This is a genomic window from Bradyrhizobium sp. B117 (assembly GCF_038969555.1).
GTDB lineage: Bacteria > Pseudomonadota > Alphaproteobacteria > Rhizobiales > Xanthobacteraceae > Bradyrhizobium.
Map to the genome: position 1 here is coordinate 9252318 of NZ_CP152414.1, position 12741 is coordinate 9265058.

The window sequence follows — 12741 nt, forward strand, 5'->3', positions numbered from 1 at the left end:
CGACAATTTGTACCTTTTCGCATGAAATAAGCTCATGTATCCTGCTGCCAAATGACTGCCAGATTGCCTTCCCTGAACGGATTGCGGGCGTTTGAGGCCGCTGCGCGCCATCTCAGCTTCACGCTGGCGGCGTCGGAGCTGAACGTGACCCAGACCGCGATCAGCCATCAGATCCGGCGGCTCGAGGAGGAGCTCGGCATCCGCCTGTTCATCCGGCAGAACCGCGCGCTGGCGCTGACGCCGGAGGCGCGCGACTACCTCCCGGGCGTCCGCGCCGCCTTCAACGACCTGCGTCTTGCCACCGACCGCCTGCTGCGCAAGGACGACGACAAGGTGCTGACGGTCTCGACCCTGGCATCGCTCGCCGCCAAATGGCTGCTGCCGCGGCTGACCGATTTCCAGGAGCAGCATCCCGGCATCGACGTCCGAATCACGACATCGACGAGCCTCGTCGACTTCCAGCGCGACAATGTCGATGCCGCGATCCGCTACGGCCGCGGGCAATGGCCGGGCCTACGCGCCGACTGGCTGATGGCCGACGAGTTGTTTCCGGTGTGTAGCCCATCACTGCTGCGCGGCGACAAGCCGCTGCGCCAGCCCGAGGATCTGCGCGGCTATCCGCTGCTGCACACCTCCAACGCCAACAGCGACGATTGGCGGCTGTGGCTGACCGCGGCGGGTCTGCCGTCCGACATCGCGCGGCAGCCCGGCATCACCTTCGACATGATCTTCATGACCATCCAGGCCGCGATCGACGGCATCGGCGTCGCGATGGGGCGGACCTCCTACGTCCAGGACGACATCGCCAAGGGCCGGCTGGTCGTCCCCTTCAAGATCGCGCTGCCAGCCGATGCCGGCTTCTACCTGGTTGCGCCGGAGGGCCGCCGCGAGGCGCCGAAGCTTGCCGCCTTCCGCCAATGGCTGGTCGCTGCAACGCAAAATAAAGCCTGAAAAATCATCGGCTTCCGCGGCAAATTCAATTGACTTGCAGCGCCCCGCGCGGGAAGGGGTAAGACAGATTGTCGCAGCATCAATCTGTCGCCTTGCCGTGAAATGAGTTCCGGTCCGGCCACGTCTTCAAGGGGAGCAACGCCATGGCTGGACCAGCAACCAATCCGCCCGCAATCAAGTCGCGCATCGGCGCGATCCTGCGCGCCACGTCGGGTAATTTCCTCGAGCAGTTCGACTTCTTCCTGTTCGGCTTCTATGCCGCCGCGATCGGCAAGGCGTTCTTCCCCTCGACCAACGAGACCGCGTCCTTGCTCAATACGTTCGGCGTGTTCTGGCTCGGCGCGTTGATGCGCCCTGTCGGTGCGATCGTGCTGGGGGCCTATATCGACCGCATCGGCCGCCGCCAGGGGCTGATCGTCACGCTGGGAATCATGGCGTTCGGCACCGTCGTGATTGCGTTCTGCCCGAGCTATGCGACGATCGGCATCGCGGCGCCGGTCATCGTGCTGATCGGCCGCTTGTTGCAGGGCTTTTCGGCCGGCGTCGAGCTCGGCGGCGTGTCGGTCTATCTCGCGGAGATCTCGACACCGGGCAATCGCGGCTTCTACACCTCATTCCAGTCGTCGAGCCAGCAGGTCGCGATCTTCGTCGCCTCGATCCTCGGCTACATCCTCTCCGAACTGATGCCGGCCGACACCGTCGCGTCCTGGGGCTGGCGCATTCCCTTCTTCGTCGGCTGCCTGATCATTCCCCTGATCTTCTTCCTGCGGCGGACGCTGGAGGAAACGCCCGCATTCCTCGCGATGAAGAAGCATCCGACCGCGAGCGAGGTGTTCGCCTCTGCGCTCGCCAACTGGCGCATCGTCATCCTCGGCATGATGATCGCGATCCTGACCACGACGACGTTCTACTTCGTCACCGTGTACACCCCGACCTTCGGCAAGACCGTGCTGAAACTGTCGACGCAGGACGCGCTGCTGGTGACGCTGCTGGTCGCCGTCACCAATTTCATCTGGAATCCGGTCGGTGGCGCGCTGTCCGATCGCATCGGCCGCAAGCCGGTGCTGATCGCCATCGCGACCCTGGCACTGCTCACGGCCTATCCGGCGCTGTCCTGGCTGGTGGCGGCGCCGACCTTCGGCAAGCTGCTTGCGGTCGAGATGATGTTCTCGTTCTATTTCGGCATGTACAGCGGCACCATGCTCGGCGCCCTCGTCGAGATCGTGCCGGCGCATGTGCGCACCACCTGCTTTTCGCTGGCCTTCGCGCTCGCCGCCGCGCTGTTCGGCACCTTCACGCCGTTCGCCTCGACCTGGTTGATCGAGCAGACCGGCAACAAGGCCGCACCCGGCGCCTGGCTGATGTTCGCGGCCGTGCTCGGCATCATCGCAGCGCTGATCGTCTATCGCGGCGGCGGCAAGACGGTGCCGACGTATGATCCGGTGGCGGAGCCGGTTGCTGGGCATTGATGGTCTGCCTTCACCTCTCCCCGCTTGCGGGGAGAGGTCGAATTCGATCGCAGATCGAATTCGGGTGAGGGGGTACAGGTCCTTCAGCGATCTCACGTGTGGAGAGAAGCCCCTCACCCCAACCCTCTCCCCGTAAGAACGGGGCGAGGGGGCGCACCGTCGGTGCCGCCTACAGCTCCACCACCACGTAGTCGCTCTCGACCTTCACCGGGATCGTCTCCGCAACATACGGCCCCTTCACCACGCTCGCGCCCGGCTCGACATGGGCCGGATAGGCCTTCACGCGGAAGCGGCGGGGGTCGCAATAGGACTGGCCGGTGCGGATGTCGAACTCCCAGCCGTGCCACGGGCAGCGAATGATCTCACCCAGCTTGGTATATTCGATCTCGCCGGGATTGCTCGACTGCGCGAGGCCGATCAGCGGACCCTCGCACAGCGCCGCGCCCTGATGCGGGCAGCGGTTCATCAGGCCGAAATATTCGCCCTTGATGTTGAAGACTGCGATCGGCCGGCCGTCGATCTCCAGAAATTTTCGCGTGCCCGGCGGAAGCTCATCGACCGCGGCAATCACATGCCGCGCCATTATCTCCTCCGCATGATCTCCGCGCAAACGCGTTCCGCGTTTGTCGCGGGGAAAAATCGCTTCACACTTTTTCGGATCATGCGGCGATCCCGTACAGCTTCTTCGCATTACCGAGATAGAACGCCTCGCGATTGGCTTCGCTGACGCCCGCCGGCAGCACGCGCGACGGCTCGTCATAATCCCAATGCGGATAATCGGTCGCGAACAAGAGCCGATCCCAGCCGATCCATTTGATGACGTCGAACAGATCTTCGCGCCGTTCAGGATCTTCCATCGGCTGCGTCGTCCACCACACCTGCTCGCGGATATATTCGGACGGCGGCCGCTTCACATGCGGCACCTCGCTGCGCAGCCGCTGCCAGGCCTTGTCGAGCCGCCACGCCAGTGACGGTGCCCAGCCGAAGCCGGCTTCGATCATCACCATCTTCAATTTTGGGAAGCGCTCGAACACGCCCTCGAGTACGAGGCTCGCCAACGCCGATTGCTGGCACTGCGAGTGGCCGACCATTTCCTCGATGTAGTAGGACGGCCAGCCCGACGGCGTGATCGGGTTGCCGCCGAAGCCAAACGCGTGCACGCCGACAGGAAGGCCGGCCTCTTCCGCGGCCTGATAGATCGGCCAGTAGCGACGCTGACCGAGCGGCTCGACATTGCGACTGAGTAAGAGAACCTGCACAAAATTCTTGTCGCCGGCCCGTTCGCGGATCTCGGCTGCGGCCGACAGGCCGTCCTCATTGCCGACGACGATCGACGCCTTCAGCCGCTTGTCCTTGCTGGTCCATTTGTCAATCTGCCAGTCGTTGATCGCCGAGCACAGCGCAGCCGAAAGCTCGTGATTGCGGATGCCCTGCCCGGTGTTGAGCGGATTGAGCACGCCAAGCTGGACATTGTTGGGATCAAGCAGCTGCTCCTGCATGAAGGAAAGCGAGGAGCCCTGCGGCCCACCCTCCGGCGGATAGGCGTCGCGACGCGAGGCGTTGGGCTGGGCTTTCGGATAGGGCGGGCCTTCCATCATGCCCTGATAGGCATGGACGCCGTAGATTTCGAGATGATGCTGCCAGCGCTTGGCGAGATACGGATAGAGCTCGGTGCGGGTGGCGCGCGCCGGATGGATGTCGCAGTCCGCAATCGCGGTTTTCGTCGTCAGGGGGGAAGCGGCTTCTTGGCTCTCGCGGAACTGGATATTCATCGCCTTGCCTCCTTTGGCAGCGGGCTCACGTCAGGCGGGGATAGGTTGCATGCGGATTGTCGATCATGATCTTGCGCACGAGATCGGGGGACAGACCTTCGGGCAGCGCGTCCTGGGCGTCGAACTGCCAGTGCGGATAGTCCGTGGAGAATAGGACCAATTCGTCTGACTGCATATGATCAAACAGGCGAATTAATGTCTCAGGTTCCGGCGGCACATCAAAAGGCTGTAACGACAAGCGGATGTTGCTGCGCACAATCTCCAGCGGCGCGCGATCGACCCACGGCGTTTCCATCCGCACCCCACGCCAGAACTTGTGCAGACGCCAGAGATAGGGCGCAATCCAGGAGACGCCGGATTCCAGCATCACCATTTTCAGCCGCGGATATTTTGCGAACACCCCCTCGACGATGAGACTGGTGAGCTGGGTCTGGAACGCCTGGGCCTGACCGACATAATCCTCGATGTGGTAGGAACCCCACCCCACAGCGGTCGGCGGATTGTGGTAGGCGGAACCTGCGTGGATGCCGACAGCAAGTTCCAGCCGTTCCGCGGCCTCGTAGATCGGCCACAGCGTGCGTTTGCCGAGCGGGGTGTCGCCCATCACGAGCATCAGCACCTGCACGAAGCGCTTGTCCGCCGCGCAGCGCTCGATCTCGGCGACTGATTTCTCGACGCTCTGCGTCGGGATCACGATCGAGCCCCGCAGCCGCGAATCACGATCGAGCCATTCCTTGACGAGCCAATCGTTCAGCGCGCGGCAGAAGGCTGCCTGCATGTCCTCGGAAAATACCATCTGCACGCCGTAGAGCGGATTGCAGATGGCAAGCTCGAGCTGGAAGGGATCGAGCACATGGCGCTGCATGTCCTCAAGGCTTTCGCCCGGCTTGCCAGTCTCGGGACGCCAGTCAGGGCGCGCCACGATTGGCGAGTTCTTCGGGTAGGATTGCGAGACGAGATCGACCATGCCGCGCGTCGTCACCTGATCGCGCCAATAGTCGCTCAGGTACGGCAGCAAGCTGGTCAGATGCGGCACGGCCGGATGCACATCGCAATCCACCCCGCCGGCGATCAGGGACGCCATGACGTCTCCTTCACGTTTCCTCGTCTTGTCTTGTTCTCTCCGCCATTGAAGCAGGCCTGCCCCTCGCCCGCAACTCGGCCAAGGCTTCTGTCATATGCTAGGAAGGCTGAGCTCAGTTGCGAAGGCATAAGGGGTCAAAGGGATGAAAGAGCTCGTCGGCATTGCGGAACAGGTCGCGGCCAAACTGATCGCGCGCAAACAGACCATTGCTGTCGCCGAATCCTCCGCCGGCGGCCTGATCGCGGCGAGCCTGCTCGCGGTGCCCGGCGCCTCCGCCTATTTCCTCGGTGGCGCTGTGGTCTACACCCGCGATGCCAGGCGCGTGCTGATGGATATTTCGGATGAAGGAATGAAGGGCTTTCGTTCCTCATCCGAGCCCTACGCGAAACTCCTCGCCGAACGGATGCGCAGCCGCTTCAGCTCCGACTGGGGCCTCTCGGAGACCGGCGCCGCCGGCCCCACCGGCAACCGCTACGGCGACGCCGCTGGCCACAGCTGCATGGCGGTCGCAGGGTCCGCGGCGGAGGTGATGACGCTGGAAACCGATAGCAACGACCGGTTTGCGAACATGCAGGTGTTTGCGGCAACCGCGCTGAGGTTGTTGCTGAGGAAGCTTGAGCAGTGAGGCTGCCGCGCCGGTGAGCGAGTCGGGACCGTCTCGCCACCAACACTTCTGTCATCGCCCGCCTTCGCGCGATCCAGTACTCCGCGGTGGCTGTGATTGAATCGATAGGCCTCGGAGTGCTGGATGCCCCGGTCAAGCCGGGGCATGACAGCGGTGGGCGGGCAGACATCACCTTCCCAGATGCCGCATGAAAATCCGCACCACATAGCCCTGCACCCTCGGCGCCTCGTCGTAAATGTCCGACGCGATGCGCTCGATGGTTTCGCGCAGCGACAGGAACTGCGCCTGGCGCGCGCTGCCTTCGGTGCCTTGCATGCCCGCGAGCTCGTCCATCGCGGCATCAGAGATCTGGCACTGCACGACCTCGTCGTCACGCATCATCGTGAAGCGAAAGGCCAGCCGTTCGAGATCATGGCCGATGATTCTGTCGCGCAAGAGTGGCATCAAGTCGTCCCTGTCGCGCCCCGCGCCGGACAATGCTGAAATTTTGACGACTTGTCACCATGTCTGGAGTGGCTTGGCTGCGCGGCCAACCCACCCCGCGCGTTCAGTACACGAGCGCCGTGCCGGTCGGCTTCTCCAGCGCCGCAGCCAGGGATTTGTACTCATCGCAAGCGGTCCCGCAAATGGCGGCAATCCGGTTCAGATGATACATCGCCTGCTCGCGATTGCCCTGCTCGAGCTGCCAGAGCCCATAATACTGCCAGGTCAGCACGTGGTTCGGATCAGCCTTGAGCGCACGCTGGTACCAGACCTGCGACTGCTCGTAATCGCCGAGCTTGCGATAGGAATAGCCGATGAGGTTGGCGACGTTCGGATGGTCGTCATGGCCGAGCGACTTCAGTTGCGCGATCGCGGCCGCATAGTCGTTGCGCTCGTAGATCGTGTCATAGGCGACGCGATAGCCGGCCGCGAATGCGGGATCGCCGATGCTGGACTGGTTGTTCGGCTTCTTGCCCTTCTGCGTTGCCCTGCTTCCCGGGCGCTTCGGATAGGCCGGTTGCGGTTTCTGATCCGAATAGGCGCCGGCATAGGGATCAGTGCCACCGCCGCCTCCGCCACCCCCGCCTCCGCCGGCGGCCAACGCCGGCGCGTTCAACAAGGCTGCCGCAAACGTACCCAGCGCGACGAGCCTGATCATCGTCGTGAGCATCTCGGTCTCCTGTCCTGTTTCAAGCGGCCCCGGACGAGGTGATAACCCTGTCGTGGCAAAGATATTCCAGGACGCTGTGTTCACGGAGACGTCAGCGTTCATGCGGCAGGTCTGTTGTCCCTTACTGGAATGCGACTTCGGCAAAGCTTCGGAGTTTTCGCGAGTGCAGCCGCTCCGATTCCTGCTGCTTGAGCCGCTCCAGCGCCTTCAGGCCGATCTCGAGATGCTGGCCGACGCGGCGGCGGTAGAATTCGCTGGCCATGCCCGCGAGCTTGATCTCGCCATGCAACGGCTTGTCGGAGACGCAGAGCAGTGTGCCGTAGGGGACGCGGAAGCGATAACCGTTGGCGGCGATCGCGGCCGATTCCATGTCGAGCGCGACCGCGCGCGATTGCGACATGCGGCGGATCACGTCGGGGCCGGAGATCTCCCAATTGCGGTTGTCGACGCTCGCCACCGTGCCGGTGCGCATCAGGCGTTTGAGCTCGAACCCCTCAAGCCCGGTGACATCCTCGACCGCTTGTTCGAGCGCGACCTGCATCTCGGCCAGCGCCGGGATCGGCACCCAGAGCGGCAGCTCGCGGTCGAGCACATGGTCCTCGCGCACATAGCCATGCGCGAGCACGTAATCACCGAGCCGCTGCGTGTTGCGTAAGCCCGCGCAATGGCCGAGCATCAGCCAGGCGTGCGGCCGAAGCACGGCGACGTGGTCGGTGACGTTGCGGGCGTTGGACGGGCCGGTGCCGATGTTGATCAGGCTGATACCGCGATAGCCCGGCGTGACAAGATGGAAGGCTGGCATCTGCGGCGCACGCACGGGCGCCGTCCCGCTGGTCGCACCGCCATTCTGCATGATCACATTGCCGGGCGCGACGAAGGAGTCGAGACCGGCCTCGCCCGACTGAAGCCGCTGCTGGCAGAGCTGCGCGAAAGCATCGACATAGAACTGGTAGTTGGTGAAGATGACAAAGTTCTGGAAATGCTCGGGATCGGTGCCGGTGTAGTGATAGAGTCGGCGCAGCGAATAATCGACGCGCGCCGCGCGGAACAGCGACAGCGGCTCGGGCGCGCCGGGCTGGAGCTCGAAGGTGCCGTCGGCGATGGAATCGTCCATGGTGGCGAGATCGGGCACGTCGAACGCATCGCGCAGCGATCGCGCCACGGGCGAGTTCTCGCTGGTGGTGATGGCGGCCTCGATATTGATGTCGCGGCGATAGGCGAAGTGGATCGGGATCGGCTCGGCGGACTCGCCGATCTCGACGGGCACGCCGTGGTTCTGGATCAGGAGACCGATCTGCTCGGTCAGGTAGGCGCGAAACAGATCCGGCCGCGTCACGCTGGTCTCGTGCACGCCGGGTCCGGCGACGAAGCCATAGGCGAGCCGCGAATCCAGCCGGGCATGCGTCGCGGTGGTGACGCGGACGAAGGGATAATAGGCCCGCACCCGCGTCGTGACGGCTTCGCCGCCAACGTAAGCCTCAAACCGCTCGCGCAGGAATTTCGTGTTGCGCTCGTAGATCTCCTCGAGCCGGGCGACGGCGAGGTCAGCATCGGTGAAGGATTTGGTGGCGATGGAGGGGGGAGATTGCATGGTTCGACCGCCGGGTTGTGGGCTTGAGTCGAACTATAGCAAAGAAGGCGGTGCCATAGGGTGGGCAAAGCGAAAGCGTGCCCACCACATGCGCGACGTGTGAAAGATGGTGGGCACGGCGCGTTGCGCCTTTGCCCGCCCTACGAGATCACACCGCTGTCATGCCCCGGCTTGAGCCGGGCGATGACAGCGAGCACGGAGCTCCGGGATGACGCGCTGTCGCGCGTCACTTCTCGCGGAAGGCCCGCATCAGCTGGTCGTGCAGCGGCTTCATCAGATAGGACAGCATGGTGCGGTCGCCGGTCTGGACGAAGGCTTCGACGGGCATGCCGGGGATCAGCTTGACGTCGCCGAGGCGGGCGACCTCTTCGGCCGGCATCGAGACGCGAATGGTGTAGTAGCTCTGGCCGGTGCGCTGGTCGGTGGTGACGTCGGGCGAAACGCGGCTGACGACGCCGTTGAGCTCGGGCGTGGTGCGCTGGTTGAAGGCGGACAGGCGCAGCAGCGTCTTCTGGCCGATCTGGAGCTTGTCGATGTCGACCGGATTGACCTTGGCCTCGACCTGGAGATCGTCGGCCTGCGGCACGATCAGCATCAGCGTGTCGCCGGCGGTGACGACGCCGCCGACGGTATGCACGGTCGATTGCAGCACCATGCCGTCCTGCGGCGCGCGGATGTCGACGCGGCGGAGCTGGTCCTCGGCGGCGACCTTGCGCTCGATCAATTCGCCGATCTTGTCGTTGGTCTCGCGCAGATCCTTGGAGACCTCGCTGACCATGTCCTTGTCGACCTGGATGATCTGGAGCTCGGTCTCGGTGATCTTGCCCTTGGCCTGAGCGCGCGAGGCGATGTATTGCGCGCGCTCGCCATTGAGGCGGGCCGCGTCGCGCTCGAGCTGGGTCAGACGCGAAATCTGCACCAGACGCTTGTCGTAGAGGTCGCGGACGCCGGTGAGCTCGTTCTGGACCAGCGCGATCTCCTTGTCCTTGGCCGTCTCCTGCGCGGACAGACCCTCGATCTCCTCGTTGAGCTGCAGGACGCGCTCGCGCAGCTGCGCCTTCTGGCCTGCGCGACCGTTGACGCGGACGTCAAACAGCTTGGTCTCAGCGGAGAGCAGCGCCTTGACATCGGGGTCATCCGCGCGATCAAGCAGGGACTTCGGAAACTCGATTCTGTCGATGCCGCGCTGCTCGGCCTGCAGTCGCGCCGTGCGTGCCTGCGCGGCGTCGAGATTCTTGACGACGATGGCGAGGTTCGCCTTGGTGACAGTGTCGTCGAGCCGCACCACGATGTCGCCGGCCTTGACCACGTCGCCGTCGTGGGCGCGCAGCTCGCCGACCACGCCGCCGGTCGGGTGCTGCACCTTCTTGACGTTGGATTCGACCACGATCTGACCGGGCGCGATCAGCGCGCCCGAGATCAGCACGGTGGATGCCCAGCCGCCGAGGCCGACGGCCAGCACCAGCACGATGCCAAGCCCGAGCATCAGGTGGAACCTGATCGACTGCCGCACCGTCTTCGTCGCCGCGGGTTTTGGCCCGCCAATGGCCACCGTGCTCATGCCTTGGCTCCGCCTTCGCTGACGACCTTGATCGGTGCCGCCGGCACCGCGCGCGGCTGGAGCACCTGGGCGAGCACCTGCTCCTTCGGACCGAAGGCCTGCATGCGGCCGTCGCGCAGCACCAGGATCTGGTCGACCGCCTCGACGCCGATCGGGCGGTGCGCCACCACGACGACGATCGCGCCGCGCTCACGCGCGGAGCGGATGGCGCGGGTCAGCGCCTCGTCGCCTTCGGTGTCGAGATTGGAATTGGGCTCGTCGAGCACGACCAGGAACGGATTGCCGTAGAGCGCGCGCGCCAGCGCCACGCGCTGCGCCTGGCCGGCGGACAGCGCAGCGCCCTGCTCGCCGACTTGCGTGTTGTAGCCCTCGCGCATCTTGATGATCATCTCGTGCACGCCGGCCTCTTTCGCCGCGGCGATGATGGCGTCGGACGTCGCCTCGGGATCGAACCGGCAGATGTTCTGCGCGATGGTGCCGCCGAACAGCTCGACGTCCTGCGGCAGATAGCCGATGTGGCGGCCGAGCGCGTCGGACGACCATTGGTCGAGCGCCGCGCCGTCGAGCCGCACCTTGCCGCGCACCGGCTGCCAGACGCCGACCAGGGCGCGGATCAGCGAGGACTTGCCGGAGCCGCTCGGCCCGATCACGCCGAGGCCGTTACCGGCCTGGAGTGCGAAGGTGACGTCCTGCACGATCAGGCGCTGGTCGCCCGGCGGCACCATGGCGACGCCTTCGACCGACAGGCGGCTGGTGGGCGCCTGCAACTGGGTCGGCATCGCTTGCGCCGGCATCTGTTCCAGGAGGCGCGTGAGGCGCTGCCAGCTCTGGCGCGCCGCCACGAAGGATTTCCAGTGCGCAATGGCGAGATCGACCGGCGCCAGCGCGCGGGCCGACAGGATCGAGCCGGCGATGATGATGCCGGCGGTCGCCTCCTGGTGGATGACGAGATAGGCGCCGACCGCGAGCACGGCCGATTGCAGCATCATGCGCAGCACCTTCGCGACCGCGCCGAGGCCGCCGGCGACGTCGCTCGCGCGCTGATTGCCGGCGAGATATTTTTCGTTGGCCTCGCTCCAGCGCTGGTTCATGCGACCAGCCATGCCCATCGACACCATGACCTCGGCGTTGCGGCGGCTTGCGGCGGCGAGATCGTTGCGCTGGGCGGCAAGGCCCATCGCCTCCTTCGCCGGCTGGCGGGACAGGAATTCGGTGACCAGCGTCAACCCGACCAGGATGATGGCACCGACCAGGGCGGTGACGCCGATCATGACGTGGAAGGCGAAGCAGATGGCGAGGTAGAGCGGCAGCCAAGGCAGGTCGAAGAACGCGCTCGGGCCCATGCTGCCGAGGAAGGAGCGGACATTGTCGAGGTCGCGCAGCGGCTGCAGGCCCTCGTTGCGGCCGCCGACCAGCAACGGCAGGCGGACGATGGTGTCGAACACGCGCTTGTTGAGGGCGTCGTCCAGCGCGGTGCCGACCCGCCCGAGGATGCGGTTGCGGATCATGTCGAGCACGCCCTGCGCCATATAGAGGAAGCTGGCGAGGATGATCAGGCCGACCAGGGTCGGGATGCTGCGGCTCGGCAGCACCCGGTCATAGACCTCCAGCATGAAGATCGACCCGGTCAGATAGAGCAGGTTGATCATGCAGCTCATCAAGCCGACGCCGAGGAACGCCGTGCGACACGCGCGCAAGGCGTCACCGAGCTCTGAACGGCGGACGCCAGGTACGGCTGCCATCAGTCTGATCTCTTTCGGGTAAGGGGCAAAGCCCCTGATTTCACAGCTTCAGGGGGTACTCGACCGGGATTAACATCGTGTTCTCTCCTGCGATGAAACGCAGCCGAATTAAACCAGGACCCCGATAAGCCACATCTACCCCTGGTGGCGCCGCGCGCAAGTCCGGTGTTTCACAGGCTTTGCGGCTTTTTATAGCAGAGGTTTCCGCCTCGCCCCAGCGCGGAGAGAGGCGGAAGGTTCCGAACGGGGGGCGGCTAGAACCTGCCGCCGCCGCGCACCAGCCGAACCACCAGCAGCAGGATCACCGCGCCGATGGCGGAATAGACAATCTCGGACACGAGGCCCGTCCCGAGACGAATGCCGAGCTTGGGAAACAGGAAGCTCGCCACCAGCGCGCCGGCGATGCCGACCACGATGTCGCCGATGATGCCGAACCCGGTTCCGCGCACCACCTTGCCGGCGAGCCAGCCGGCCACCAGGCCGACGAACAGGATGACAAGCAGGCCTTCGTTGGAAATGTACATCAGTTAAGTCCCTCTAAGTGAACGGCCCGCATGGAACGGGAACCGGGATGAATGGGGTCTGAATGCAGTTCCCCACGCCCCGGTTGCGACTGCGAAAACAAAAAACGTCGAAAACAACCCCATGCACAGTAGGAGCTGCGCCGGCGGTCGGTGCGAGGTGGAGTGTGACAACTGCGTGTTGTCGTGGAGGAATTTCGAGGAAGCGCGCGGTTCGACGTCAGGGGCGCGGTGCGCGCTGATTTCGTCCGGAGTGAGGGGCGCACTTCTCT

The 12741-nt window shown here is 64.6% G+C and carries 12 protein-coding genes; 3 read left to right on the top strand and 9 right to left on the bottom strand.

Annotated elements, in window-relative coordinates:
- Positions 1-51: 51 nt before the first annotated feature.
- Complete coding sequence (locus AAFG16_RS44005; protein ID WP_342735305.1) at positions 52-951, top strand: transcriptional regulator GcvA; 900 nt, start codon at positions 52-54, stop codon at positions 949-951.
- A 143-nt stretch (positions 952-1094) separates the two neighbouring features.
- On the top strand, positions 1095-2420 hold the full coding sequence (locus AAFG16_RS44010; protein ID WP_342735307.1) for an MFS transporter: 1326 nt from the start codon (positions 1095-1097) through the stop codon (positions 2418-2420).
- Between the two features lie 169 nt (positions 2421-2589).
- On the opposite strand, the gene AAFG16_RS44015 is transcribed toward AAFG16_RS44010, so the two are convergent.
- The 3 genes from AAFG16_RS44015 to AAFG16_RS44025 form a co-directional block, all read right to left on the bottom strand.
- On the bottom strand, positions 2590-3003 hold the full coding sequence (locus AAFG16_RS44015) for a Rieske (2Fe-2S) protein (protein ID WP_036040510.1): 414 nt from the start codon (positions 3001-3003) through the stop codon (positions 2590-2592).
- Between the two features lie 76 nt (positions 3004-3079).
- A complete protein-coding gene (locus AAFG16_RS44020) occupies positions 3080-4192 on the bottom strand; it encodes an amidohydrolase family protein (RefSeq protein ID WP_342735311.1) in 1113 nt (370 codons plus the stop codon).
- Between the two features lie 25 nt (positions 4193-4217).
- Positions 4218-5276, bottom strand: coding sequence for an amidohydrolase family protein (locus tag AAFG16_RS44025; protein WP_342735313.1), 1059 nt, complete (start codon positions 5274-5276; stop codon positions 4218-4220).
- Between the two features lie 142 nt (positions 5277-5418).
- Between AAFG16_RS44025 and AAFG16_RS44030 the strand changes: the two genes are divergently transcribed.
- Positions 5419-5901: a CinA family protein gene (locus tag AAFG16_RS44030; protein ID WP_342735315.1), complete on the top strand. Its 483-nt coding sequence runs from the start codon at positions 5419-5421 to the stop codon at positions 5899-5901.
- Positions 5902-6069: 168 nt separating this feature from the next.
- On the opposite strand, the gene AAFG16_RS44035 is transcribed toward AAFG16_RS44030, so the two are convergent.
- The 6 genes from AAFG16_RS44035 to AAFG16_RS44060 form a co-directional block, all read right to left on the bottom strand.
- Complete coding sequence (locus tag AAFG16_RS44035; RefSeq protein ID WP_283082405.1) at positions 6070-6345, bottom strand: DUF1488 family protein; 276 nt, start codon at positions 6343-6345, stop codon at positions 6070-6072.
- Between the two features lie 103 nt (positions 6346-6448).
- Positions 6449-7054, bottom strand: coding sequence for a tetratricopeptide repeat protein (locus AAFG16_RS44040; protein ID WP_342735318.1), 606 nt, complete (start codon positions 7052-7054; stop codon positions 6449-6451).
- 121 nt (positions 7055-7175) lie between these two features.
- Positions 7176-8645, bottom strand: coding sequence for an AMP nucleosidase (locus AAFG16_RS44045; RefSeq protein WP_342735321.1), 1470 nt, complete (start codon positions 8643-8645; stop codon positions 7176-7178).
- A 226-nt stretch (positions 8646-8871) separates the two neighbouring features.
- Complete coding sequence (locus AAFG16_RS44050) at positions 8872-10206, bottom strand: HlyD family type I secretion periplasmic adaptor subunit (protein WP_342735323.1); 1335 nt, start codon at positions 10204-10206, stop codon at positions 8872-8874.
- Entirely contained in the window at positions 10203-11948 is a 1746-nt protein-coding gene (locus AAFG16_RS44055; RefSeq protein ID WP_342735325.1) for a type I secretion system permease/ATPase, read from the bottom strand. The genes AAFG16_RS44050 and AAFG16_RS44055 overlap by 4 nt, the downstream gene beginning before the upstream one ends.
- Before the next feature lie 254 nt (positions 11949-12202).
- Positions 12203-12472 (bottom strand): GlsB/YeaQ/YmgE family stress response membrane protein, encoded by a 270-nt coding sequence (locus AAFG16_RS44060; RefSeq protein ID WP_018321362.1) that lies wholly within the window; start codon positions 12470-12472, stop codon positions 12203-12205.
- Between the last annotated feature and the right edge of the window lie 269 nt (positions 12473-12741).